Consider the following 23,555-nt stretch of genomic DNA (forward strand, 5'->3'; position numbering starts at 1 on the left):
ATCAGGGCCATGGAAAGCAGCAGCACCACGCCGGGCGGCAGTGCCCGCCGCGAGGCCACCCGGCAGAAGCTCTACGAGGCGGCCGTCACCCTCATCGCCGAGCAGGGCTTCTCGGCCACCACCGTGGACGAGATCGCCGAACGGGCGGGAGTCGCGAAGGGCACGGTCTACTACAACTTCGCGAGCAAGTCGGTCCTCTTCGAGGAGCTGCTGCGGCACGGGGTCGGTCTGCTGACCGCCTCGCTGCGGGACGCGGCCGAGACGACCGCCGCCAAGGGCGGCAGCAGGGTCGACGCCCTGGACGCGATGATCCGCGCGGGGCTGGTCTTCATCGACCGCTACCCGGCCTTCACCCAGCTGTACGTGGCCGAGCTGTGGCGCACCAACCGGGCCTGGCAGTCCACGCTGATGGTGGTGCGCCAGCAGGCCGTGGCGGTGGTCGAGGAGGTACTGCGCGAGGGCGTGGCGAACGGCGAGTTCAGCGAGGAGATCGACGTCCCGCTGACGGCCGCCGCGCTGGTGGGCATGGTGCTGGTGGCCGCGCTGGACTGGCAGTCCTTCCAGCCGGAGCGGTCGCTGGACGACGTGCACGCGGCGCTGTCCCGGCTGCTGCAGGGGCGGGTCAGCGGCCGCCGCTGAGCCCCCGGCACACGAAAGCGCCGGCCCGTGGTGGCCGCGTCCCCCGCGGGCCACCGGCCGGACCGGCGCCTTCCTTGCTCCCCCGTACGTCCCCCGTGGACCCCCGTTGCGGTCGTCCCCCGGATTCCCCCGTGCCTCGCTCCCGCCGACGGCGCCGGCGGAAGGAGCGGATCGCGGGCCCGTCCCCGTTCCGGCGCCCCGTGTCGCCGGTTCCGGAGACGTGCCCCTCTCCGTGGTCTCCACTCTCTCGTTCCCGCGGGGCGACCCCCATCCGCGCCCGTACTCAACTGCGCGGCTAGGTACGGGTACTCACTCCTGCGCACCCGCGCCCACCCCTCCCTGTCGCCGGGTGGTCACCCCGGCGGGCGCGCGGGTACTCGGGGACGGACTGTCGGTGCGGGCGGATAAAGTCCCTGACATGGCACGGATTGCGGTGATCGGCGCCGGGATGGGCGCGATGGCGGCCGCCGCCCGGCTGGCCGTCGCGGGCCACCGGGTGGTGGTGCACGAGCGGACGGAGACGTACGGCGGCGCCCTGCGCCGGGTGGAGTGGGACGGGTTCTCCTTCGACACCGGGCCGGGGCTGCTCCCGCTGCCCGCGGTGTACCGCGATCTGTTCGTGAAGACGGGCAAGGAGCCGCTGGAGGCGTGCGTCGAGCTCGTCCAGGTGGATCCGTCGTCGCACCACGTGTTCGCGGACGGTACGCGTGTGTCGCTGCCCAATGCCTCCCGCGCGGGCGTCGTCTCCGCCCTGGAGGAGAGCCTCGGCCCGGCCGCCGCCCGGCGCTGGGGCGACTTCCTGGTGCGGGCCCGGGAGGCCTGGGACCGTGCGCGCCGGCCGCTGCTGGAGGAGCCGCTGTGGCCCAACTGGCAGGTCCTGGCCGAGCGCGAGCCGTATCCGGCGGTCCCGCACAAGAGGCTGCTGCGCACGCGCACGGCGGGCACGCTGGCCGAGGTGGGGGCGTGGGAGCTGCGCGATCCCCGGCTGACCGCCCTCCTGGAGAGTTACGCGCTCGCGCACGGTCTCGACCCCCGGGAGGCCCCGGCGAGCGCGGCCGTGCTGCCCTACATGGAGCACGCGTTCGGCACCTGGTACGTCCGGGGCGGTATGCGGGAGCTGGCGCGGGCTGTGTACGAGCGGTGTCTGGCCCGCCGGGTGGAGTTCCGCTTCGGCACAGAGGTCACCGGGGTGCTGGAGAAGGACGGCAGGGCGGCGGGGCTGGAGCTCGCCGACGGCACGGTGGCGGGGGCGGACCTCGTGGTCGCCGGGGTGGCGCCCGAGGTTCTGGACCGGCTGGTCCCAGGGACGCGGGTGCGCGGTGACGGCGAGGTTCCCGGCCGGCGCGGGCCGGCGAGCCGCGTGACGGTGCTGCTGGCGCTGCGGGGCGGGCGCCCGGAGGGCACACCGCACCGCACGGTGGTGCACGCGGAGGACCGCGGGGCGGAACTGGAGTCGCTGTCCGGTGCGTCGGGCGGACTGCCCGCGCACCCCACGGTGACGGTCCACAGACCGGACGATCCGGCGCTGGTCCCGGACGCCGGCCACGAGGCGGCGACGGTCACGGCGGTGGTGCCCGTGGGCGCCGGGGGCGCTTTGGAGGCCCATGCCGAGACGCTGATCACCGCCGCCGGGCGGGCGATACCCGGGCTGCGTGACCGCCTGCTGCGGCACGAGGTGCGCACCCCGGCCGACATCGCCGGAGAGACGGGCGCGGAAGGCGGTGCCGTGCCGGTGCCGGCGCTGGCCGCCGCGGGCGGGCGGCTGCTCCAGCCGTCCAACAGCACCCGGCTGCCGGGGCTGTTCACGGTCGGCGGGTGGTCCCATCCGGGCGGCGGGCTGCCGCACGCCGGGATGTCGGGGGCGCTGGTCGCCGGGCTGATCGTGGAGGGGCCGGAGTTCCGCGGGTCGCAGTGAGCGCCCGTCAGAAACGGTACTGCTCGTCGTACCCGTTGCCGTGGGTCTGTCCGTCGCCCTGGTACGGGTACTGCTGCTGCTCCGGGGGCAGTTCACCGCCGTACGGGTCGTCGGTGCTGCGCTGCTGCGGGACCCACAGGCCGCCGGCCGGGGTCTCGCCTCCGTAGCCCGCGGCGTACGGGTCCTGGGTGTAGCCCTGCTGGCCGTACTGCTGCTGGTCGGTGTACCCGGTGTCGTACGACGTGCCGCCGTAGGTCGTGTTGCCGATGTACGGGTCGGAGTAGGCGGCGTACTGCTGGCCCGTGGTGTCGTAGCCCTGCTGCTGGCCGTAGCCGGAGTAGTCGTAGGCGTAGTTCTGGTCGGCGCCCTGGGCGGCCGCCGCGTACTGGTCCTGGGACGGGGCCGCGTACCCCTGGTCGCCGTAGACGCCGTAGGAGCCGGTGTCGTCGGGCATGGGCTGCGGCTCGTAGACGGACGTGGTCTCGGCCGCCGTCGGCCGGGCGGGGGTGAACACGTCGTCGCGCTCGTAGTCGTCGTCCGGGCCGTAGGCGGCGCGGTCGTGGCCCTCGTCGTCGCCGTGGCCGCCGTGGGACGTCTCCAGGTCGGAGACCTCCAGGGTGGGCTCCTGGCGCCCGGGGTCGCCGCGACGCCCCTTGGCGCCGGCCAGCAGCGGCGCGTTGACCGCCCAGCCCGCCTGGAAGCCGCGGCGGAACGACAGCGTGACGTAGGTCTGGCCGACGGCGAAGGCCGCGGCGCCGAGACCGATGACGATCACGGAGGGGATCAGCACACCGAGCACGACGCCGAGGAAGCCCGCGAAGGCGAGCAGCCGCCAGCGCAGGCGCGCCTTGTACTGCAGCAGCACCTCGCCGAGCAACCACAGCGCGACGATGCCGAACGCGATGTAGAGGACCGTCCAGCCCATGTACGCCCCTCTCCCAGTGGTCGCTACGCAGTGTGTCGTATGTCCGTGCGACCGGTCTAGGCCCGCGGTGGGTGGTGCAGGCCCAGGTTCTCGTAGATTTCCAGCGTCGCCGTGGAGTTGTTCAGCGTGATGAAATGCAGTCCCGGCACTCCCTCGGCCAGCAACCGCGCGCAGAACTCCGTGGCGAAGTCGATACCGATGGAGCGTACCGCCGCCGGATCGTCCTTCGCTGTGAGGATGCGCTCTTTGAGGGCGTCGGGGAACGAGGCATTACTGAGCTTTGGCAACCGTTCCAGCATCTTCACGCTGGTCACCGGCATGACCTCGGGGATCACGGGGGTTTCGCAGCCCGCCGCGTGTACTCGGTCACGCAGGCGCAGGTAGGACTCGGGCTGGAAGAACATCTGCGTGATCGCGTAGTCGGCGCCGGCCCGGCACTTGTCGACGAAGTGGGCGACGTCGGTGTCCCAGTCCGCCGAGCGCGGGTGCATCTCCGGGAAGGCGGCGACGCCGACGCAGAAGTCGCCCGACTCCTTGATGAGCTGGACGAGTTCGGCGGCATAGGTAAGGCCCTGCGGGTGCGGCACCCAGTCGCCCATGGGGTCGCCGGGCGGGTCCCCGCGCACGGCGAGCATGTTGCGGATCCCGGCGTCGGCGTACTGGCCGATGATGTTGCGCAGCTCGGCGATGGAGTGGTCGACGGCCGTGAGGTGGGCGACCGGGGTGAGGGTGGTGTCGGCGGCGATCTGCTCGGTCGCCTTGACCGTGCCGGCGCGGGTGGAACCGCCCGCGCCGTAGGTGACGGAGACGAAGCTGGGGGCGACGGCCTCGACCCTGCGGAGCGCGTTCCAGAGGTTGCGCTCGCCCTTCTCCGTCTTGGGGGCCCAGAACTCGAACGAGTACGTCGTCTTTCCGGCGGCGAGCATGTCGCGCACGGTGCGGGCGCGATCAGTCCTGGTGGATGCGGTTCCGAGGGCCATACCGGCAGGTTAGCCAGGGGGCGGCGGTCCCCCAACCAGAAGCAGGGATTTTGTCCGATTTGCCGACTTGCTGTCCACAGTGTGGACGAACTTGAGACGACCGGGGGTCCGGCGGGGCGTCATCCCACGTCCGGGGCGACTTCCCGCAGGCGCTCGGCGAAGGCGGCGGCCGCGGCACCCGGGTCGTCCGCCTCGGTGAGGGCACGCACCACGACGACCCGTCGGGCTCCGGCCTCCAGCACCTGGTCGAGGTTGCCGAGGTCGATGCCGCCGATGGCGAACCAGGGGCGGTCGGTGCCGAGGGCGGCGGTGTGGCGGACCAGGCCGAGGCCGGGGGCGTGCCGGCCCGGCTTGGTGGGGGTGGGCCAGCAGGGGCCGGTGCAGAAGTAGTCCACGCCGGGCTGGACGGCGGCCGCGGCGGCCTCGGACTCGGCGTGGGTCGAGCGGCCGATCAGGAGGTCCGGGCCGAGGAGGGCCCGCGCGGCGGGAACGGGCAGGTCGCCCTGGCCGAGGTGGAGAACGTCGGCGCCTGCGGCGTGGGCGACGTCCGCGCGGTCGTTGACCGCGAGCAGCTTGCCGTGGCGGGCGCAGGCGTCGGCGAGGACCGCCAGATGCTCCAGCTCCTCACCGGCCTCCATGCCCTTGTCCCGCAGCTGCACGATGTCGACCCCGCCCGCCAGGACCGCGTCCAGGAACTCCGGGAGGTCCCCCTGCCGCTTGCGGGCGTCGGTGCAGAGATAGACCCGGGCGTCGGCGAGCCGGTCTCGGACGGTGTCGGTCATACGGGTGTCCCCCCGGGATGTCGGTGTGGCACGACCGGGCGGGACCCGGTGCGTCGTCGGGGCGCACCCGCCCGCCAGGGGCGAGGGAGCGCACACCGCAACGGACCCTATGCCGCCCCGGCCGGCCGCGGCACGCCCACCCGCGCGGGCAGGGGCGCCCGTCGGCCGGGGCGCGTGCCCCGGCCGACGGGGCTGCTGTCCGGTCGTCTGTCGGTCGGGTGCGGGTCAGACCGCGAGCGCCTGGGCCCGGCGCTTCACCTCCGTACCGCGGTTCTCGCCGAGCGCCTGCGCGGGCGTGCCCGGCAGGGTCGGGTCGGGGGTGAAGAGCCACTCCAGCATTTCCTCGACCGTGAAGCCGTCGTCCCGCAGGAGCGTCAGGGTGCCGCTCAGGCCCTTGACCACCTTGTCCCCGTCGATGAAGGCGGCGGGAACGTGCAGCGCGCGGTTCTCACCTCGGCGTACGGCGATGAGCTGGCCCTCCTTGACCAGCTGCCGGACGCGCGTCACCTCGACGCCGAACCGTTCGGCGATGTCGGGGAGAGTGAGCCAGGCGGGGACGAGAGCATCGATCTTTGCGTCAATCTCGGTCACGGGACAAGCCTGCCACCTGCCACTGACAGTCGGAAGTCAGCCCCCGCCACCCGGGCGGACGCGTCGGCCACGCGACGTACGCCCACGGTTCACGCCGTCGCCGACTTCAGGGGCCGGCCGGGGTCGGCGATCAGCTCCGCGTCCATGGCCGTCCCCGCCTCGATGAGCCGGCGCCCCTGTGCCAGGTCCCGGGGCCGCCCCACCGCGAGCAGCGCGACCAGGCGGGAGCCGCGCAGCCAGCACACGCTCCACGCCGGCTCAGCCGGGTCGCCACGCCACACGGTCCGGTCGGCGTCCGCGTGGTGGCCCGCGTACTGGACGAAGCGCCCGAACTGCTCGGACCAGAAGTACGGCACCGGGTCGTACACCGCCGGGGCCCGGCCGGCGGGTACGCCGAGGATGTTCGCGGCGACCGTGCGGGGCCCCTGCAGGGCGTTGTCCCAGTGGTGGACCAGCAGGCGCTCGCCGTAGCGGCCGGACGGGAAGGACGCGCAGTCGCCGACCGCGTACACGTCCGGCACCGAGGTCAGCAGAGCGCGGTCGGCCACGACCTCGCCCCGGGCGCCGAGCTCGACCCCGGAGCCCGCCAGCCAGGCCGTGGCGGGCCGGGCCCCGATGCCGACGACCACCGCACCCGCGGGCAGCCGCGTCCCGTCGTCCAGGACGACCTCACCGGGCTCGACGCGCTCCACGCGCGCGCGGGTGCGCAGGGTGACGCCCGCCTCGGCGTACCAGGCGGTCATGGGGGCGGCCACCTCGGCGGGCAGCACCCCGGCCAGCGGCCGTTCCTCGGCCTCCACGACGGTGACCGCGCAGCCCGCCCCGCGGGCCGCCGTGGCGAACTCCGCGCCGATCCAGCCGGCGCCGACCACCACGATGTCGTGCTGCCGCGCGAGCACCGGCCGCAGGCGTTCGGCGTCGTCCAGGGTGCGCAGCAGATGCACACCGGGGACGCCGTCGGTGCCCGGCAGCCGGACCGGTTCCGCGCCGGTGGCGATCACCAGGACGTCGTAGGGGACGGGCCCGGCTTCCGTGTCCAGCTCGTGGTCCGCGGGACGCAGACCCAGCACCTCGCAGCCGAGGCGCAGTTCGACGCCGAGTTCCTCGAAGTCCACGTCGAAGGCGGAACTCTCGGCCGTGCCGAGCAGGACCGCCTTGGACAACGGCGGCCGGTCGTAGGGCTGGTGGGGCTCCGCGCCGATCAGGGTCACGGTGCCGGTGAAGCCCTGCTCCCGCAGGGCTGCCGCCGTCTGCACACCGGCCATGCCCGCCCCCGCCACCACGACACGCCGCGGCTGGGAACGTCCCGGTTCCTGCGTCTGCTCGCTCACCCGGTCACCTTGGACACCCGGCCCGGCATCGACGGGTTCGAGCTCCTCCACCACACTCGTCCCGCTGCCCGGCTGCGACTCCCACTCCCAGGTCTCCTCCAGCCGCACCCGCCCGTCGGGCAGCTCCACGACGGTCGACACACAGTGCCCCGAGGATGTGGATCCGTCCCGCTTGAGCTGCACGTAACGGAAGTCGAGCCGGTCCCCCGCGCGGGTGCCGACCAGGTGCCCGCGCACGACGTCGCCGCCCGCGTAGTCGGCCCAGATCTCGCCGTCCCGCTCGTGGTAGACGAACCGGGTGCGGGTGCCGACCTGGCCCGGCGCCTGGTCGGCCACGGGGGCGAGGACGAGTCCGTCGAGCGATCGTGCCACGCGGAGGCTCCCTTACAAGCGCGTTGTCCCGAGGGCTAGGGTGGCCAACGTAAAGCACTCGCGGGAGCCCGGACGCACCGGGCTGAGAGGGAGGCTGGCGGCCTCCGACCGTACGAACCTGATCCGGGTCATGCCGGCGAAGGGAGGGGCTGGACGCCCATGTCGCCCACGCGTACCTCAGACGTCCTCGTCGTCGGGGGCGGAATCATCGGACTGGTCACCGCCTGGCGGGCCGCACAGCGCGGTCTCGCCACGACCGTCGTGGACCCCGAGCCGGGCGGCGGCGCCGCCCGGGTGGCCGCCGGGATGCTGGCCGCCGTCACGGAACTGCACTACGGCGAGGAGACCCTGCTCGGTCTGAACCTCGCCTCCGCGCGGCGCTATCCCGATTTCGCGGCCGAGCTGACCGAACTCACCGGCCACGACCTCGGCTACCGCAGGTGCGGCACCCTCGCGGTGGCCCTGGACGCCGACGACCGCGCCCATCTGCGGGAACTGCACGCGCTCCAGCAGCGCTCGGGCCTGGACGCGCAGTGGCTGTCCGGGCGCGAGTGCCGGCGCCTGGAGCCGATGCTCGCGCCGGGGGTGCGCGGCGGGCTGCGGGTGGACGGCGACCACCAGATCGATCCACGCCGGCTGGCGGCCGCCCTCGTCACCGCCTGTGAGCGGGCCGGCGTGACCGTGCACCGCGCGTGGGCCGAGCGGCTCGTCGTCGCGGGTGACCGCGCGACGGGGGTCGTCACCGCCGACGGCGTCGGGCTGGGTGCCGGCCAGGTGGTCCTCGCCGCCGGCAGCCTCAGCGGACGGCTCACGGGCGTCCCGGAGGACGTGCTGCCGCCCGTGCGCCCCGTGAAGGGGCAGGTGCTGCGGCTGACGATGCCCGAACGCCACGGCCCTTTCCTGAGCCGGACCGTGCGGGCTGTCGTGCGCGGCAGCCATGTCTACCTCGTGCCGCGGGAGAACGGCGAGCTGGTGATCGGCGCGACGAGCGAGGAGCTGGGCTGGGACACCACGGTGACCGCGGGCGGCGTGTACACACTGCTGCGCGACGCCCATGAGCTGGTTCCCGGGATCACCGAACTGCCGCTCGTCGACACCCGGGCCGGACTGCGCCCCGGGTCCCCCGACAACGCGCCGCTGCTCGGTCCGACGGAGCTCGAGGGGCTCGTGCTGGCAACCGGCCACTACCGCAACGGTGTGCTGCTGACGCCGGTCACCGGCGACGCCATCGCGGATGTCCTCACCACCGGTGAACTGCCGGAGGAGGCACGTCCCTTCACCCCCCGGCGCTTCGGCGCCGCCGTCCTCACGGAGCAGCCCGCATGAACATCTCCGTCAACGGGGAGCGCCGGCGGATCGAGCCCGGCACGGCCCTGGACACCGTGGTCACCACGCTCACCGCGGCGCCCTCGGGTGTGGCCGCCGCCCTCAACGAAACCGTCGTCCCCCGCGCGCAGTGGCCCACCACCCCCCTCGCGGAGGGGGACCGGGTGGAGGTCCTCACCGCCGTCCAAGGAGGCTGACCATGGCCGACGATCCGTTCGTCCTCGGCGGTACGTCCTTCACGTCCCGTCTGATCATGGGCACGGGAGGGGCGCCGAGCCTCGACGTGCTGGAGCGGGCGCTGGTGGCGTCCGGTACGGAGCTGACGACCGTCGCGATGCGGCGGGTCGACCCCTCGGTGCAGGGGTCCGTGCTGTCGGTGCTGGAGAAGCTCGGGATCCGGGTGCTGCCCAACACCGCGGGGTGCTTCACCGCCGGGGAGGCCGTGCTGACGGCGCGGCTCGCGCGGGAGGCGCTCGGCACGGACCTGGTCAAGCTGGAGGTGATCGCGGACGAGCGGACCCTGCTGCCGGACCCGGTGGAGCTGCTGGACGCGGCGGAGACGCTGGTCGACGACGGGTTCACCGTGCTGCCGTACACGAACGACGATCCGGTGCTGGCGCGGAAGCTGGAGGACGCCGGGTGCGCGGCGGTCATGCCGTTGGGGTCGCCGATCGGGTCCGGACTGGGGATCCGCAACCCGCACAACTTCGAGCTGATCGTGGAGCGGGCGGGGGTGCCGGTGATCCTCGACGCGGGGGCGGGGACGGCGTCCGACGTGGCGCTGGCGATGGAGCTGGGGTGTGCGGGGGTGATGCTGGCGTCGGCCGTGACGCGGGCGCAGGAGCCGGTGGTGATGGCCGCCGCCATGCGGGGGGCGGTGGAGGCAGGGCGGCTCGCGCGGCTGGCGGGGCGGATTCCGCGGCGGTGGTTCGCGACGGCGTCGTCTCCCGCGGAGGGCTTGGCGGTGCTGGATCCGGAGCGGCCGGCGTTCTGACGGTGCCGGAGCTGTGGCCGGGCGGGGGTGGGATCGCTTTCCGGCGCTGCAGGGTGCCTCCCCCACTCTCGGCTTCTCCCCCACCCTCGGCTGCGCTCGGGCGGGGGGACCCCCATGAGCGGGAGGTACCCCCACCGCCCACCCTCCCCCACTCTCGGCTTCTCCCCCACTCTCGACTTCGCTCGAGCGGGAGGTACCCCCATGAGCGGGGACCCCCATCGCCCTGGGGGTACCTCCCAGGCCCTTGAGGCACTGGGGGAGGCACGACTGCCCGCAGCTGCGGCGCGGAGCGCCCACAGTGACAGCGGCGCGACACACGTCACAGGTCCGCTTCAACAGGGGATCAACCGGTCGGGAGTGTCCGTCGTGCCTCGTAGACTCGCTGCGTGGACACGACCCTTCAGGACCCTCTGGTCGGGCAGGTGCTCGACGGCCGCTACCGCGTCGACGCGCGGATCGCGGTCGGCGGGATGGCCACGGTCTACCGGGCCGTGGACACCCGCCTCGACCGGATCCTCGCGCTCAAGGTGATGCACCCCTCGCTCGCCGCCGACGCCTCCTTCGTCGAGCGCTTCATCCGCGAGGCGAAGTCGGTGGCCCGCCTGGCCCACCCGAACGTGGTGCAGGTCTTCGACCAGGGCACCGACGGCGCGTACGTCTACCTGGCGATGGAGTACATCGCCGGCTGCACCCTGCGTGACGTGCTGCGCGAGCGCGGGGCGCTCCAGCCGCGGGCCGCCCTGGACATCCTGGAGCCGGTGCTGGCCGCGCTCGGTGCCGCGCACCGGGCCGGGTTCGTGCACCGGGACATGAAGCCGGAGAACGTGCTGATCGGGGACGACGGCCGGGTCAAGGTCGCCGACTTCGGGCTGGTCCGCGCGGTGGACTCGGTGACGAACACCACGGGCACCGTGCTGGGCACGGTCTCGTACCTGGCCCCGGAGCAGATCGAGCACGGCACCGCCGACCCGCGCGTGGACGTCTACGCCTGCGGGATCCTGCTGTACGAGATGCTGACCGGCGAGAAGCCGCACGACGGCGACTCCCCCGCGATCGTGCTCTACAAGCATCTCCACGACGACGTGCCGCCGCCCTCGGCCGCCGTGCCGGGTATGGCGTACGAGCTGGACGAACTGGTCGCCTCGGCGACCGCGCGCCACCCCGAGGTGCGCCCGCACGACGCGGTGGCGCTGCTCGCGCAGGCCCGCGACACGCGCGGCCGGCTGGGTGACGAGCAGCTCGACGCGGTGCCGCCGCAGGCGCTGATGTCGGAGCACGACGGCCATGACAACGCGGACGACCGTACGAGCGTCATCCCGCGCGCGCTGACGATGCCCCGCCCGCTGCCCGTCAACGAGGACGAGGGCTCTGACCGGGTGCACCACACCAGCCGGTTCCGGTCCCCGCCGCCGCTGCCGCCGAGGCGGCGCACGGCGCTGCGGCGCGGCCCGACGGCGATCGTCGTGGCCGTGCTGCTGGTGCTCGGGCTCGGCGCGGGCGTGTGGTACATCAACTCCGGCCAGTTCACCAAGGTCCCGCCGCTGCTGGCGAAGACCGAGAAGGAGGCCCGGGACCGGCTGGCGGACGCCGGGCTGGACATCGGCGAGGTGAAGGAGACGTACAGCGACACGGTGGAGCGGGGCAAGGTGGTCGCCACCGATCCGAAGGCCGGCGACCGCATCCGCAGCAACGACTCGGTGTCGCTGACGATCTCGAAGGGCCCGCAGACCGTGCGGGTGCCGGACCTGGACGGCTATCCGCTGGACAAGGCGCGGTCGCTGCTGAAGGACGAGGGTCTGGAGCCGGGTATGGCGACCTGGGAGTTCAGCGAGACCGTGCCGGCCGGCTCGGTGATCTCCACGGAGCCGGGCAAGGGCACCGAGGTCCGGGCGGGCTCCGCGGTGGCGCTGACCGTGAGCAAGGGCAGCCCCGTGGACGTGCCCGATGTGACCGGCGACGACCCGGAGGACGCGCGTGCCGAGCTGGAGGAGGCCGGCCTGAAGGTGGAGATCGCCGGCGAGCGGGTCACCTCCGAGTACGACGCGGGCGAGGTGGCCCGGCAGAATCCGGGCTCCGGCAGCCGGGCCGCCGAGGGCGACACCGTGACGCTGACGCTGTCCAAGGGCCCCGAGATGGTCGAGGTGCCGGACGTGGTCGGCGACAGCGTGGACGAGGCCAAGGAGAAGCTGGAGGGCGCCGGGTTCCAGGTGGACGAGGACCGCGGGCTGCTCGGCCTGTTCGGCGACACCGTGAAGGGTCAGTCCGTGGACGGCGGCGACACCGCACCCAAGGGTTCGACGATCACCATCGAGATCCGCTGACGGGAGGGGCCGTCCGGGGACGCGCCCGCGCATGACACCCTTGACGGGTGAAGAGTCACCCGTCCGGCCGCGTCCGCAACCCGATCGGCGGCCATGTGCCCGTGGCCGGCGGTCTGCATTCCGTCGGCCTGTCCTACGCCCGTGAGCTGCGCGCCGAGACCGTGCAGGTCTTCGTCGCCAATCCGCGCGGCTGGGCCACCCCGGCCGGCAACCCCAGGCAGGACGAGGCGTTCCGCGCGGCCTGCGCCGCCGAGTCGATCCCGGCGTACGTGCACGCCCCGTATCTGATCAACTTCGGTTCGCACACCGAGGCGACCGTGGAGCGGTCCGTGGAGTCGCTGCGGCACTCGCTGCGGCGCGGGCGGGAGATCGGCGCGCTGGGCGTGGTGGTCCACACGGGCAGCGCGACCGGCGGACGTGAGCGGTCGGTGGCGCTGAGGCAGGTGCGGGAGCGGATGCTGCCGCTGCTCGAGGAGCTCACCCAGGACGACGATCCGTTCCTGCTGCTGGAGTCGACCGCGGGCCAGGGCTCCTCGCTGTGCTCACGGACCTGGGACTTCGGGCCGTACTTCGAGGCGCTGGACGCCCATCCGAAGCTGGGGGTCTGCCTGGACACCTGCCATGTCTTCGCGGCCGGGCACGATCTGACCGGGCCGGACGGAATGCGTCAGACGCTGGATCTGCTGGTGGAGACCGTCGGCGAGGGGCGGCTGAAGCTGATCCACGCCAACGACTCCATGGATGTGGTGGGCGCCCACAAGGACCGCCACGCGAACATCGGCGCCGGACACATCGGCGAGGACCCGTTCCGGGCGCTGATGACGCACCCGGCGACCGAGGGCGTACCGCTGGTCATCGAGACGCCCGGCGGCAAGGAGGGACACGCGGCGGACGTGGAGCGGCTGAAGAAGCTCCGGGACGCCTGAGGCGCCCGGCGGTCAGAGCTCGGGGCCGTCGCCGGGTCCCTCCTGGTAGGAGTAGCGCTGTTCCTTCCAGGGGTCGCCGAGGTTGTGGTAGCCGCGTTCCTCCCAGAAGCCACGCCGGTCCGTGGTCATGTACTCCACGCCGCGCACCCATTTGGGGCCCTTCCAGGCGTACAGATGGGGGACGATGAGCCGCAGCGGGAAGCCGTGCTCGGCGGTCAGCAGCTCGCCGTCCTTGTGGGTGGCGAAGAGGGCACGCGAGGACATGAAGTCGGCGAGCCGGAGGTTGGAGCTGAATCCGTACTCCGCCCACACCATCACATGGGTGACGTCGGGTGCGGGCGGGGCGAGGTCGACGACGGTGCGTGCCGGGATGCCGCCCCACTCGGCGCCGACCATGCTGAACTTGGTGACGCAGTGCAGATCGGCCACGACGGTGGCGTACGGCAGGGCCGTGAACTCCTCGTGGTTCCAGCAGTGCTTCTCACCGTCGGCGGTGGCGCCGAAGACCCGGAACTCCCACCGCTCGGGCCGGAACTTGGGGACCGGCCCGTAGTGCGTGACCGGCCAGCCCTTCTGCAGTCGCTGCCCCGGCGGGAGCTCGAACCGCGCCGCTCCTTCTGATGCGCGCTCCCCCGATTCGCGTTCCGCCGGCTGACCCATGTCTCCATCCTGACAGACCGGGGGTGATGCCCCTGAACCGGGCCAGGAACAATCGGGCAATCAAACACAGAAACGACTAAGCATGTACTTACTTACTAAGTCAAGACTTACTGGACGATCTTCCTCGCCGGTGCAATCATGCGGCCCAACCTGCCAGTTCCCCGCGCGGAAGGAGCCCATGCGATGCAGGGCGACCCCGAGGTCATCGAATTCCTCAACGAGCAGCTGACCGCCGAGCTCACGGCGATCAACCAGTACTTCCTGCACTCGAAGCTGCAGGACCACAAGGGCTGGACGAAACTCGCCGAGTACACGCGCGCCGAGTCCTTCGACGAGATGCGGCACGCGGAGCTGCTCACCGACCGCATCCTGCTGCTCGACGGCCTGCCGAACTACCAGCGGCTGTTCCACGTCCGGGTCGGGCAGACCGTCACCGAGATGTTCCAGGCCGACCGGGAGATCGAGGTGGAGGCGATCGACCGGCTGCGCCGCGGCGTGGAGGTCATGCGCAACAAGGGCGACATCACGTCGGCCAACGTCTTCGAGGCGATCCTGGCCGACGAGGAGCACCACATCGACTATCTGGACACCCAGCTGGAACTGATCGAGAAGCTGGGCGAGGCGCTCTACCTGTCGACGGTCATCGAGCAGTCCCAGCCCGACGCCTCGGGCCCGGGCACGACGCACTGACCGACGGCCCCCGGGACGCGCTCAGGCGGCTTCCGGAAGCTCCGTGGTGAGCGGCGGCTCGCCCTGGTCGATCAGTTGCCGACGGGGGCACGCGCCGCGGCCGAGCAGCGCCTGGATGCGCCGTACGCAGCCGCCGCAGTCGGTGCCGGCCTTGCAGGCGGAGGCGATCTGCCGGGGCGTGCACGCTCCGGCCTCCGCGTGCCCCTTCACCTGTTCCTCGGTCACGCCGAAGCAACTGCAGACGAACACGCGGGTCACCTCCCGACGAAGTGCTGGGTCGAGCCGTACCGACCCCTGATCGGTGAGGCTAACCTAACCTTACCCGGCACCCGAAGACACAAAAAAGGGGGGTGGGGCGGCATCCTGTGTGATACACGCCCCACCCCGTCCGCCGTGCCACCGGCCGGTTCCGCTACTGGTCGCGGTACATCTCCGCGACGAGGAACGCGAGGTCCAGCGACTGGCTGCGGTTGAGCCGCGGGTCGCAGGCCGTCTCGTAGCGCTGGTGCAGATCGTCGACGAAGATCTCGTCGCCGCCGCCGACGCACTCGGTGACGTCGTCGCCCGTGAGCTCCACATGGATGCCGCCCGGGTGGGTGCCGAGCTCCTTGTGGACCTCGAAGAAGCCCTTCACCTCGTCGAGCACGTCGTCGAAGCGGCGGGTCTTGTGGCCGGAGGCCGCCTCGAAGGTGTTGCCGTGCATCGGGTCGGTCACCCAGGCCACGGCGGCACCGGACGCGGTGACCTTCTCGACCAGCTCGGGGAGCTTGTCACGGATCTTGTCCGCGCCCATCCGGACGATGAAGGTCAGCCGGCCGGGCTCACGCTCGGGGTCGAGGCGCTCGATGTACTGCAGCGCCTCCTCGGCCGTCGTGCTCGGGCCGAGCTTGATGCCGATCGGGTTGCGGATCCGGGACGCGAACTCGATGTGCGCGTGGTCCAGCTGCCGGGTGCGCTCACCGATCCACACCATGTGCCCGGAGACGTCGTACAGATGTCCGGTGCGCGAGTCGACGCGGGTGAGCGCGGACTCGTAGTCGAGCAGCAGCGCCTCGTGCGAGGAGAAGAACTCGACGGTCTTGAACTCCTCCGGCTCCGCGCCGCAGGCCTGCATGAAGTTCAGCGCCTGGTCGATCTCCCGGGCCAGCTGCTCGTAGCGCTGGCCGGACGGGGACGACTTCACGAAGTCCTGGTTCCAGGCGTGCACCTGGCGCAGGTCGGCGTACCCGCCGGTGGTGAAGGCGCGCACCAGGTTCAGCGTGGACGCCGACGCGTGGTACATGCGCTTCAGCCGCTCGGGGTCCGGGACCCGGGCCTCCTCGGTGAAGTCGAACCCGTTGACGGAGTCGCCCCGGTAGGTGGGCAGCGTCACGCCGTCGCGGGTCTCGGTGGGCTTGGAGCGCGGCTTGGAGTACTGCCCGGCGATCCGGCCCACCTTCACCACGGGCACGGAGGCGGCGTACGTGAGCACGGCGCCCATCTGGAGCAGCGTCTTCAGCTTGTTGCGGATGTGGTCGGCGGACACCGCGTCGAAGGCCTCGGCGCAGTCGCCGCCCTGGAGGAGGAACGCCTCTCCCTTGGCGACGGCCGCCATCCGGGCGCGCAGCTGGTCGCACTCGCCCGCGAAGACGAGCGGCGGATACGACTCGAGGTCCGCGATCACTGCGCGCAGAGCCTCGGCGTCGGGGTACTCGGGCTGCTGCGCCGCGGGCAGGTTTCGCCAGGTGTTGCCAGCGCTCGCGCTGGTCTTAGCGTTCACGGTCACGGAACCCACATTACGGGGTCGGATCGGTCGTCCATCCCGGCGCTCAACAAATGAGACAAGGGCCGCATCGGTCCGAGATGCGCTAGTGTCGGGGCCATGTTCGCGCACTCGACCCGCACCTGGTGGTGGACCGCTCTCCCGGCGGCCCACTGACTGCGCGTACGCACAGACTTCGCGAAGGCCGCCCGAGGGGCGGCCTTCGGTGTTTCCCGGGGTCGTTCCTCCGACGGTCGTGACAGCCCGCTCCGACCGCCCGCTCATGACCGAGACGAAACGAGGAACGCCCCCCATGGACCTGGCACAGCTTCCCCACGACGACCGCCCCTTCGCCCTGCTGCGCCGCCGCACCCCGGGGCACGACCACGAGGTGGTCGAGCTGCTGATCGGACCGGTCACCGACCGGGAGCGCCTGGCCGACCTGCCCGACGAGGGGCTGGCGCTCGTCCCCTTCCGGCAGATCCGCGAGCGCGGCTTCGACGTCCGTGACGACGGCACCCCGCTGCTGGTGCTGACGCCCGAGGAGCGCCACGAGATCCCGCTCGCCGAGGCCCTCGACCGGCTCCCCGCCCACGACGTCCGCGTCGAGGGCGGCGGCTTCGACGTCGGCGACGAGGAGTACGCGCGGATCGTCGGGCGGGTCCTCGACGAGGAGATCGGCCGGGGCGAGGGCGCCAACTTCGTGATCCGGCGGACCTACGAGGGCGAGATCCCCGGGTTCGGGCGGGCCGACGCGCTGGCGCTGTTCCGGCGGCTCCTGGAAGGCGAGCGGGGCGCGTACTGGACGTTCGTCGTGCACACCGGGGAGCGGACCCTGGTCGGGGCCAGCCCCGAGGTGCACGTGAGGGCGTCCGGCGGGACGGTCGTGATGAACCCGATCAGCGGGACGTACCGCTATCCGGCCGAGGGGCCGACCCCCGAGCACCTGCTGGACTTCCTCGCCGACGGCAAGGAGATCGAGGAGCTGTCGATGGTCGTCGACGAGGAGCTCAAGATGATGTGCACCGTCGGCGACATGGGCGGGGTCGTGATCGGCCCCCGCCTCAAGGAGATGGCGCACCTCGCGCACACCGAGTACGAACTGCGCGGCCGGAGCTCGCTGGATGTGCGCGAGGTGCTGCGCGAGACGATGTTCGCGGCGACCGTCACCGGGTCGCCGGTGCAGAACGCCTGCCGGGTGATCGAGCGGCACGAGACCGGCGGACGGCGCTACTACGCGGGCGCGCTCGCCCTCATCGGCCGCGACGAGGGCGGCGCCCAGACCCTGGACTCCCCCATCCTGATCCGCACCGCCGACATCGACGCGGACGGGCGGCTGCGGGTGCCGGTCGGGGCCACGCTGGTGCGCGGCTCCGACCCGGCGGGCGAGGTGGCGGAGACCCACGCCAAGGCGGCCGGGGTGCTGGCCGCGCTGGGCGTGCGCCCGGGACGGCCGCGCGCGGAGTCCGTACGGCCGGGGCTCGCCGACGACCCGCGGGTGCGGGCGGCGCTGGACGGGCGCCGGGCCTCGCTGGCCCCGTTCTGGCTGCGGATGCAGGAGCGGTCCGACACGCTGACCGGTCATGCGCTGGTCGTCGACGGGGAGGACACCTTCACCGCGATGCTCGCCCACGTGCTGCGCGCCGCCGGTCTGGAGGTGACCGTGCGCCGGTACGACGAGCCGGGCCTGCGGGAGACGGTGCTCGCACACGAGGGGCCGCTGGTGCTGGGTCCCGGGCCGGGCGACCCCTCCGACACGGCCGACCCGAAGATGCGGTTCCTGCGCGCGCTGACCGCCGAGGTCGTCGGCGGCAACCGGCACGGCGTCCTCGGCGTCTGCCTCGGCCACGAGCTGATCGCGGCCGAGCTGGGCCTGGAGATCGTACGCAAGGAGGTGCCGTACCAGGGGGCGCAGACGGAGGTCGATCTGTTCGGGCGGCCGGAGACGGTCGGCTTCTACAACAGCTTCGTGGCGCACTGCGGCGAGGACGCCGCGCGGGAACTGGCCGCACACGGCGTCGAGGTGAGCCGCGCCGCCAACGGCGAGGTGCACGCGCTGCGGGGCGCGGGGTTCGCGTCGCTGCAGTTCCATCCCGAGTCGGTGCTGACCCTGAACGGCGCGGCGGTCGTGCGGGAGCTGATGGGTCAGCTGCGCGGCACCAGCACGTTCTCGGAGCGGCGGCCGGCGGTGTAGTCGAGGACGTTGCTCACCGTCGTCTCGACGATCTGCCCGACGGCGTCCTCGGTGTAGTACGCCTGGTGGGAGGTCACGAGGACGTTCGGGAAGGTGACCAGGCGGGCCAGGGTGTCGTCGTCGACGGCCTCCAGCGACTTGTCGAGGAAGAACAGGCCCGCCTCCGCCTCGTACACGTCCAGGCCGACGCCCGTGAAGCGGCCCTCGCGCAGTTCGGCGACGAGGGCCGCGGTGTCGATGAGACCGCCCCGGCTGGAGTTCACCAGGATCGCGTCGTCCCGCATGGTCTTCAGGGCGGCGGCGTCGATGAGGTGCTGGGTGGCGGGCAGCAGCGGGACGTGCAGACTGACCAGGTCGGACTCGGCGAGGAGCTGGTCCTTGGGGACGTAGGTCATGCCGAGGTCCCGGCAGGCGGGGTTCTCGGCGACGTCCCAGCCCAGGAGGCGCATGCCGAAGCCGTGGGCGATCCGGGCGAACGCCTCGCCGATCTTGCCGGTGCCGAGGATGCCCACGGTGCGGCCGTGCATGTCGCGGCCCATCAGTCCGTCGAGCCGGAAGTCGAAGTCGCGGGTGCGGATGGCGGCGCGGACGACGCGGCGGTTGACCGCCATCGCGAGGGTCCAGGCGAACTCGGCGACCGAGTGGGGCGAGTAGTACGAGACCCGGGCGATCGTCAGGCCGAGCCGCTCGGCGACCTCCAGGTCGATGTTGTTGAAACCGGTGGAGCGTTGGGCGACCATCCGGGTGCCGCCGGCCGCGAGATCGGAGAGCACCTCGGCGCCGAGGTCGCAGTTGACGCTGGTGGAGACGATCTCGTGGCCGGCGGCGATGGGGGCGGTGTCCGTGTTGAGGAAGACGTCCACGGCGTGCACGTGGTGGTGGCCCTCGAAGGCTCGCTGCACCAGGGGCCTCTCGTCTGCTTGTACGCCGAACGCGAGGATCTCCACGGGGTCCCTCCGGGGTTGTGCCGGGTTTGCTGCCTTACCGGCGAATATACGGGGGACTTGGTGGGGGTGCCTGGGCCGAACGGGGCAGTGTCCGGGGCCGCCGCTCCCGCGGGCACCCGTGCCTCCCCCAGTGCCTCAAGGGCCTGGGGGAGGCACGGGTGGGCGCGACGGCGCCCCGTCGGCGCCGGGCTGCGCGAACACCCCCGCCCAGCACCGAGTCGGTCAACGTGGGAGTCAGCCGAAGAAGACACCCACCTCTGCGTAGAGGTCCGGTTTCACCGTCTTCAGCTGGGCCGTGGCCGCCGCGATCGGCACCCGCACGATGTCCGTGCCGCTCAGCGCGACCATCCTGCCGAAGTCCCCGTCGCGGACGCAGTCGACGGCGTGCAGCCCGAAGCGGGTGGCCAGCCAGCGGTCGAAGGCGCTGGGCGTGCCGCCCCGCTGGACGTGCCCGAGCACGGTGGTGCGGGCCTCGTTGCCGGTGCGTTTCTCGATCTGCTTGGCGAGCCATTCGCCGACCCCGGAGAGCCGGACGTGTCCGAAGGAGTCCAGCGACTGGTCCTTGAGCACCATGTCGCCGTCCCTCGGCACGGCCCCCTCGGCGACGACCACGATCGGCGCGTACGAGGCGCGGAACCGGGACGTCACCCAGGCGCACACCTCGTCGACGTCGAAGGGGTGCTCGGGGATGAGGATGACGTTGGCACCGCCGGCCAGTCCCGAGTGGAGGGCGATCCAGCCCGCGTGACGCCCCATCACATCCACCACCAGGACCCGCATGTGCGACTCCGCGGTGGTGTGCAGCCGGTCGATGGCCTCGGTGGCGATACCGACGGCGGTGTCGAAGCCGAAGGTGTAGTCGGTGGCGGAGAGGTCGTTGTCGATGGTCTTGGGCACGCCCACGCACGGAATGCCGTACGCGTCGTGGAGGTGGGTGGCGACGCCGAGGGTGTCCTCGCCGCCGATGGTGATGAGGGCGTCCACACCGAGTGCGGCGAGGTTGTCCTTGATCCGCCGGATGCCGTCCTCCTCGTTCAGCGGATTGGTCCGGGAGGAGCCGAGGATCGTGCCGCCGCGGGGCAGGATGCCGCGCACGGCGGGGATGTCGAGGGGGACGGTGTGCCCGTCGAGGAGGCCGCGCCAGCCGTCCCGGAATCCGGTGAAGTCGTAGCCGTACTCCTGGACGCCCTTGCGGACGATGGCCCGGATGACGGCGTTGAGCCCGGGGCAGTCGCCGCCTCCGGTCAGTACTCCGACCCGCATGTGGAAGAGTCCCTTCGCCATGGTTGCCGACATGCCGTTCGTTCCCACCTGGCACGGTAAGGGTGATCCGGGTCACATCGACATGGTCGGCGCGGTCAATTCCTGTACGGGCGGAGGATGTTGGGTCGGGCCTCGGGGCTACGCGTCGTCCAGGCCGCGCTCTATGGCGTAGCGGACGAGCTCCACGCGGTTGTGCAGCTGCAGCTTGCCGAGGGTGTTCTGGACGTGGTTCTGCACGGTGCGGTGGGAGATGACGAGCCGTTCGGCGATCTGCTTGTAGCTCAGCCCCTTGGCGACCAGGCGCAGCACCTCGGTCTCGCGGTCGGTGAGCCGGGGCGTCCCCGGTTCGCCGTCGGCGGGCGCGGCACCGGCCGGTTCGGAGGCGAGGCGCCGGTACTCGCCGAGGACCAGTCCGGCGAGGCCGGGGGTGAACACCGGGTCACCGACGGCGGTACGGCGTACGGCGTCCCGCAGTTCCTCGGTGGACGCGGACTTCAGCAGGTAGCCGGTGGCGCCGGACTTCACGGCCTCCAGCACGTCGGCGTGCTCTCCGCTGGCCGACAGGACGAGCACGCGGACGGCGCCGTTCGCGGCGACGACCTCCTTGCAGACCTGGACGCCGGGCTTGCCGGGCAGGTTCAGGTCGAGGACGAGGACGTCCGGCGCGGCGGCCTTGGCGCGGCGCACCGCCTGCTCCCCGTCGCCGGCGGTGGCGACGACCTCGAAGCCCGACTCGGACAGGTCGCGGGCGACGGCGTCGCGCCACATGGGGTGGTCGTCGACCACCATCACCTTGATCGGGTCCCCGTGCTTCCCGGTGGTGTCCGTCATCGCTGTTCCGCCTTCCCCCGCGGGTCGTTCACGTTCTGCGTCTCCTTGGGCACCTTCAGCTCGACCTCCGTGCCCTGGCCCGGTACCGAGACCAGTTCCGCGCTGCCGCCGAGGTCGCGCAGCCGGCCCCGGATGGACAGGGCCACGCCGAGCCGGCCCTCCCCCTCGGCCTGGGCGAGCCGTCCCTCGGGGATGCCGGGTCCGTCGTCGCGGACGGTGACGATCACCTCGTCCGGTTCGTCCTCGACCAGGATCCACGCGCGGGCCTGCCCGCCCGCGTGCTGGCGGACATTGTCCAGGGCGGCTCCGACGGCGGCGGCGACCTCCCGCGCGGCGGCCGGTGCCAGCAGGACCGGCGCTCCCGGCTCGGCGAGGCTGACCAGGGCCCCGGCGTGGGGGGCGAGCAGGGCGCGCAGGTCCACGGGCCCGTCCTCCTCCGTACCGCCCTCGTCCACGATGCGTACGACGGCGCCCTGCGCGGCGTCCTCCGAGACCCGGGAGACCGGTACGAGGCCGCCGGAGACCAGGGTGCGCAGCGCCACCTCCTGCTCGCCGGCCAGCCGCCCGAGTTCCGCGGCCTCGCCGCCGATCACGGCACCGCGCCGCTGCACCATGGCCAGCACCTGGAGGACGCTGTCGTGGATGTCCCGCGCGAGGCGTTCCCGCTCCCGGGTGGCGGCCTCGATCTCCAGGGCGCGGGCGAGGGTGCGCTCGGAGGCCCGGGCCACCTCGACGACGTAGCCGATGGCGATGGAGGCGACCCAGACCAGGATCACGTTGTGCACGGTGTCGCGGGCGGGGCTGCCGCGCTCGATCAGGTTGGCGACGGCGACGAGGGTGGACGCGACGGCTGCCCAGCGCCAGCCGCCCTTGATGGCGAAGGCGAGCACCGATCCGGCGGTCCAGATGGAGGGCAGGGTCGGGCCGCCCGAGTGAACGCGTTCGGCGGCGTCGGCGACGGGGGTGAGCAGGATGCCGGTGAGGGCGATGGTCAGGTCGGCGGTCAGGAAGCCCTTGGTGCAGGCGGCGGCGCTCGCGACCTTGGGCAGGGTGGCCAGGGTCCACACCACCAGGACCGCGAAGAACCCGGCGGCGAGCCAGGGGCGGGCGAACTCGTCGTACGCGGCGACGAACAGGCCGACCGCGTACATCATGGTGAGGACCCGGTAACCGGCGAGCGCGCGCCACAGCGGCTGCTCGACCGACATGCGCATGACTCTCTCGCGCTTGGCCATGGTCCCCCCAAACTCCCGCCCCGAGACTCTGCTAGGGGCCGGACTGTCTCTCGGTCCGCTCCCGGTCGGCCTGCTCCATCGCGGCCCTCAGCTTCTCGGCCTGTTCCTTCTCCGTGCGGGCGAGGGCGGCCTTCGCCGCCTTCTCCGCTTCCTTCTCCGCCTTGGCCGCCTCCGCCAGCTGCCGCTTCATTGCGGTGGCGTACATGTCGACGTACTCCTGGCCGGAGAGCTTCATGATCTCGTACATGACCTCGTCGGTCACCGCGCGGAGGACGAAGCGGTCGTGCTCCATGCCCTGGTAACGGCTGAAGTCCAGCGGCCTGCCGATCCGGATGCCGGGCCGCATCAGCTTCGGCATGACCTGCCCGGGCGGCTGGATCTTCTCCGTGTCGATCATGGCGACCGGGATCACCGGCGCCCCGGTGGCCAGCGCCACGCGCGCGAGGCCGCCCGGCTTGCCGCGGTAGAGGCGGCCGTCGGGCGAGCGGGTGCCCTCCGGGTAGATCCCGAACAGCTCGCCGCGCTCCAGCACCTCTATGCCGCTCTTGATCGCGGCCTCACCGGCGCCTCGCGCACCGGAGCGGTCCACCGGGAGCTGGCCCACGCCTTTGAAGAAGGCGGCCGTCATCCGGCCCTTCACGCCCGGCGTGGTGAAGTACTCGGCCTTGGCGATGAAGGTGACCTTGCGGTCCAGCACGGCCGGCAGGAAGAAGGAGTCCGAGAACGACAGGTGATTGCTGGCCAGGATGGCCGGGCCCTCGGCGGGGATGTTCTCCAGGCCCTCCACCCAGGGCCTGAAGGCGAGCTTCAGCGGCCCTCCGATGGCGACCTTCATCGTGCCGTACAACAACCGAGTGCCTCCTGTGCGTGTTGGTCAGACCATATCCCGGAG

The 23,555-nt window shown here is 72.3% G+C and carries 23 protein-coding genes, 1 pseudogene and 1 riboswitch; of the genes and pseudogenes, 10 read left to right on the forward strand and 14 right to left on the reverse strand.

What is annotated here, in order from left to right; translation table 11 throughout:
- Positions 1-9 precede the first annotated feature (9 nt).
- Both ACZ44S_RS27020 and ACZ44S_RS27025 read left to right on the forward strand, forming a co-directional pair.
- Positions 10-639, forward strand: a complete 630-nt coding sequence (locus ACZ44S_RS27020; RefSeq protein ID WP_466933381.1) for a TetR/AcrR family transcriptional regulator — start codon at positions 10-12, stop codon at positions 637-639.
- Positions 640-1,057: 418 nt separating this feature from the next.
- Positions 1,058-2,554 (forward strand): phytoene desaturase family protein, encoded by a 1,497-nt coding sequence (locus tag ACZ44S_RS27025; RefSeq protein ID WP_466933382.1) that lies wholly within the window; start codon positions 1,058-1,060, stop codon positions 2,552-2,554.
- 7 nt (positions 2,555-2,561) lie between these two features.
- Here the strand turns inward: ACZ44S_RS27025 and ACZ44S_RS27030 are convergent, their stop codons facing one another.
- The 6 genes and pseudogenes from ACZ44S_RS27030 to ACZ44S_RS27055 all read right to left on the reverse strand — a co-directional run.
- Positions 2,562-3,479, reverse strand: a complete 918-nt coding sequence (locus tag ACZ44S_RS27030) for an SCO2102 family sporulation regulator (protein WP_466933384.1) — start codon at positions 3,477-3,479, stop codon at positions 2,562-2,564.
- Positions 3,480-3,535: 56 nt separating this feature from the next.
- On the reverse strand, positions 3,536-4,459 hold the full coding sequence (gene metF / locus ACZ44S_RS27035) for a methylenetetrahydrofolate reductase [NAD(P)H] (RefSeq protein ID WP_190162073.1): 924 nt from the start codon (positions 4,457-4,459) through the stop codon (positions 3,536-3,538).
- Between the two features lie 119 nt (positions 4,460-4,578).
- Positions 4,579-5,241 carry a thiamine phosphate synthase gene (gene thiE / locus ACZ44S_RS27040; RefSeq protein WP_466933386.1) on the reverse strand — a complete coding sequence of 221 codons (663 nt, stop codon included), beginning with the start codon at positions 5,239-5,241 and terminating at the stop codon, positions 4,579-4,581.
- A 225-nt stretch (positions 5,242-5,466) separates the two neighbouring features.
- Positions 5,467-5,832, reverse strand: a complete 366-nt coding sequence (locus tag ACZ44S_RS27045; RefSeq protein WP_466933388.1) for an Rv2175c family DNA-binding protein — start codon at positions 5,830-5,832, stop codon at positions 5,467-5,469.
- An 89-nt stretch (positions 5,833-5,921) separates the two neighbouring features.
- Entirely contained in the window at positions 5,922-7,163 is a 1,242-nt protein-coding gene (locus tag ACZ44S_RS27050) for an NAD(P)/FAD-dependent oxidoreductase (RefSeq protein WP_466933488.1), read from the reverse strand.
- A gap of 51 nt (positions 7,164-7,214) precedes the next feature.
- Positions 7,215-7,535: pseudogene (locus tag ACZ44S_RS27055) on the reverse strand (avidin-fold protein); the annotation flags it as partial.
- 50 nt (positions 7,536-7,585) lie between these two features.
- Positions 7,586-7,697, forward strand: a riboswitch (TPP riboswitch).
- Here ACZ44S_RS27055 and thiO point away from each other — a divergent pair.
- The 5 genes from thiO to ACZ44S_RS27080 all read left to right on the forward strand — a co-directional run bounded on the left by thiO (position 7,695) and on the right by ACZ44S_RS27080 (position 13,102).
- The gene (gene thiO / locus ACZ44S_RS27060; protein WP_466933390.1) at positions 7,695-8,861 is read left to right on the forward strand and encodes a glycine oxidase ThiO; all 1,167 of its coding nucleotides are present in this window, start codon (positions 7,695-7,697) and stop codon (positions 8,859-8,861) included. Its footprint overlaps the riboswitch before it by 3 nt.
- Positions 8,858-9,058 (forward strand): sulfur carrier protein ThiS, encoded by a 201-nt coding sequence (thiS, locus tag ACZ44S_RS27065; RefSeq protein ID WP_466933392.1) that lies wholly within the window; start codon positions 8,858-8,860, stop codon positions 9,056-9,058. The genes thiO and thiS overlap by 4 nt, the downstream gene beginning before the upstream one ends.
- 2 nt (positions 9,059-9,060) lie before the next feature.
- Entirely contained in the window at positions 9,061-9,855 is a 795-nt protein-coding gene (locus ACZ44S_RS27070) for a thiazole synthase (RefSeq protein WP_466933394.1), read from the forward strand.
- Positions 9,856-10,241: 386 nt separating this feature from the next.
- The gene (gene pknB, locus ACZ44S_RS27075; RefSeq protein WP_466933396.1) at positions 10,242-12,176 is read left to right on the forward strand and encodes a Stk1 family PASTA domain-containing Ser/Thr kinase; all 1,935 of its coding nucleotides are present in this window, start codon (positions 10,242-10,244) and stop codon (positions 12,174-12,176) included.
- Positions 12,177-12,223: 47 nt separating this feature from the next.
- Positions 12,224-13,102, forward strand: a complete 879-nt coding sequence (locus tag ACZ44S_RS27080; RefSeq protein ID WP_466933399.1) for a deoxyribonuclease IV — start codon at positions 12,224-12,226, stop codon at positions 13,100-13,102.
- 12 nt (positions 13,103-13,114) lie between these two features.
- Here ACZ44S_RS27080 and ACZ44S_RS27085 read toward each other — a convergent pair whose 3' ends face one another.
- Positions 13,115-13,762 (reverse strand): sulfite oxidase-like oxidoreductase, encoded by a 648-nt coding sequence (locus ACZ44S_RS27085; RefSeq protein ID WP_466933400.1) that lies wholly within the window; start codon positions 13,760-13,762, stop codon positions 13,115-13,117.
- 183 nt (positions 13,763-13,945) lie between these two features.
- On the opposite strand from ACZ44S_RS27085, the gene bfr reads away from it, so the two are divergent.
- Positions 13,946-14,452, forward strand: coding sequence for a bacterioferritin (gene bfr, locus ACZ44S_RS27090; RefSeq protein ID WP_190162084.1), 507 nt, complete (start codon positions 13,946-13,948; stop codon positions 14,450-14,452).
- A 21-nt stretch (positions 14,453-14,473) separates the two neighbouring features.
- Here bfr and ACZ44S_RS27095 read toward each other — a convergent pair whose 3' ends face one another.
- Both ACZ44S_RS27095 and ACZ44S_RS27100 read right to left on the reverse strand, forming a co-directional pair.
- Entirely contained in the window at positions 14,474-14,701 is a 228-nt protein-coding gene (locus tag ACZ44S_RS27095; protein ID WP_125507033.1) for a (2Fe-2S)-binding protein, read from the reverse strand.
- A gap of 163 nt (positions 14,702-14,864) precedes the next feature.
- On the reverse strand, positions 14,865-16,217 hold the full coding sequence (locus ACZ44S_RS27100) for a class II 3-deoxy-7-phosphoheptulonate synthase (RefSeq protein ID WP_466933404.1): 1,353 nt from the start codon (positions 16,215-16,217) through the stop codon (positions 14,865-14,867).
- Between the two features lie 96 nt (positions 16,218-16,313).
- Between ACZ44S_RS27100 and ACZ44S_RS27105 the strand changes: the two genes are divergently transcribed.
- Positions 16,314-16,370 carry a trp operon leader peptide gene (locus ACZ44S_RS27105; protein WP_125510426.1) on the forward strand — a complete coding sequence of 19 codons (57 nt, stop codon included), beginning with the start codon at positions 16,314-16,316 and terminating at the stop codon, positions 16,368-16,370.
- A gap of 136 nt (positions 16,371-16,506) precedes the next feature.
- A complete protein-coding gene (locus ACZ44S_RS27110; RefSeq protein ID WP_466933406.1) occupies positions 16,507-18,387 on the forward strand; it encodes an anthranilate synthase family protein in 1,881 nt (626 codons plus the stop codon).
- Here ACZ44S_RS27110 and ACZ44S_RS27115 read toward each other — a convergent pair.
- The 5 genes from ACZ44S_RS27115 to ACZ44S_RS27135 form a co-directional block, all read right to left on the reverse strand.
- Positions 18,339-19,334, reverse strand: coding sequence for a 2-hydroxyacid dehydrogenase (locus tag ACZ44S_RS27115; protein ID WP_466933408.1), 996 nt, complete (start codon positions 19,332-19,334; stop codon positions 18,339-18,341). The two genes, ACZ44S_RS27110 and ACZ44S_RS27115, sit on opposite strands and share 49 nt — an antisense overlap.
- A 234-nt stretch (positions 19,335-19,568) precedes the next feature.
- Positions 19,569-20,597 carry a 6-phosphofructokinase gene (locus ACZ44S_RS27120; RefSeq protein WP_466933490.1) on the reverse strand — a complete coding sequence of 343 codons (1,029 nt, stop codon included), beginning with the start codon at positions 20,595-20,597 and terminating at the stop codon, positions 19,569-19,571.
- A gap of 138 nt (positions 20,598-20,735) precedes the next feature.
- Positions 20,736-21,428 (reverse strand): response regulator, encoded by a 693-nt coding sequence (locus tag ACZ44S_RS27125; protein WP_466933410.1) that lies wholly within the window; start codon positions 21,426-21,428, stop codon positions 20,736-20,738.
- On the reverse strand, positions 21,425-22,663 hold the full coding sequence (macS, locus tag ACZ44S_RS27130) for a MacS family sensor histidine kinase (protein WP_466933413.1): 1,239 nt from the start codon (positions 22,661-22,663) through the stop codon (positions 21,425-21,427). Before macS ends, ACZ44S_RS27125 begins: the two co-directional genes overlap by 4 nt.
- A 31-nt stretch (positions 22,664-22,694) precedes the next feature.
- The gene (locus ACZ44S_RS27135; protein ID WP_466933493.1) at positions 22,695-23,498 is read right to left on the reverse strand and encodes a lysophospholipid acyltransferase family protein; all 804 of its coding nucleotides are present in this window, start codon (positions 23,496-23,498) and stop codon (positions 22,695-22,697) included.
- Between the last annotated feature and the right edge of the window lie 57 nt (positions 23,499-23,555).

This window comes from Streptomyces malachitofuscus, assembly GCF_055571035.1.

What these genes read in the sequence shown, in the direction of transcription:
- ACZ44S_RS27025 (WP_466933382.1), top strand. Translation starts at nt 1,058, where the DNA reads ATGGCACGGATTGCGGTGATCGGCGCCGGGATGGGCGCGATGGCGGCC.
- metF (WP_190162073.1), bottom strand. Translation starts at nt 4,459, where the DNA reads ATGGCCCTCGGAACCGCATCCACCAGGACTGATCGCGCCCGCACCGTG.
- ACZ44S_RS27120 (WP_466933490.1), bottom strand. Translation starts at nt 20,597, where the DNA reads ATGCGGGTCGGAGTACTGACCGGAGGCGGCGACTGCCCCGGGCTCAAC.
- ACZ44S_RS27070 (WP_466933394.1), top strand. Translation starts at nt 9,061, where the DNA reads ATGGCCGACGATCCGTTCGTCCTCGGCGGTACGTCCTTCACGTCCCGT.
- ACZ44S_RS27030 (WP_466933384.1), bottom strand. Translation starts at nt 3,479, where the DNA reads ATGGGCTGGACGGTCCTCTACATCGCGTTCGGCATCGTCGCGCTGTGG.
- ACZ44S_RS27110 (WP_466933406.1), top strand. Translation starts at nt 16,507, where the DNA reads ATGGACCTGGCACAGCTTCCCCACGACGACCGCCCCTTCGCCCTGCTG.
- ACZ44S_RS27125 (WP_466933410.1), bottom strand. Translation starts at nt 21,428, where the DNA reads ATGACGGACACCACCGGGAAGCACGGGGACCCGATCAAGGTGATGGTG.
- macS (WP_466933413.1), bottom strand. Translation starts at nt 22,663, where the DNA reads ATGGCCAAGCGCGAGAGAGTCATGCGCATGTCGGTCGAGCAGCCGCTG.
- thiE (WP_466933386.1), bottom strand. Translation starts at nt 5,241, where the DNA reads ATGACCGACACCGTCCGAGACCGGCTCGCCGACGCCCGGGTCTATCTC.
- ACZ44S_RS27085 (WP_466933400.1), bottom strand. Translation starts at nt 13,762, where the DNA reads ATGGGTCAGCCGGCGGAACGCGAATCGGGGGAGCGCGCATCAGAAGGA.
- bfr (WP_190162084.1), top strand. Translation starts at nt 13,946, where the DNA reads ATGCAGGGCGACCCCGAGGTCATCGAATTCCTCAACGAGCAGCTGACC.
- ACZ44S_RS27135 (WP_466933493.1), bottom strand. Translation starts at nt 23,498, where the DNA reads ATGAAGGTCGCCATCGGAGGGCCGCTGAAGCTCGCCTTCAGGCCCTGG.
- ACZ44S_RS27020 (WP_466933381.1), top strand. Translation starts at nt 10, where the DNA reads ATGGAAAGCAGCAGCACCACGCCGGGCGGCAGTGCCCGCCGCGAGGCC.
- thiS (WP_466933392.1), top strand. Translation starts at nt 8,858, where the DNA reads ATGAACATCTCCGTCAACGGGGAGCGCCGGCGGATCGAGCCCGGCACG.
- thiO (WP_466933390.1), top strand. Translation starts at nt 7,695, where the DNA reads ATGTCGCCCACGCGTACCTCAGACGTCCTCGTCGTCGGGGGCGGAATC.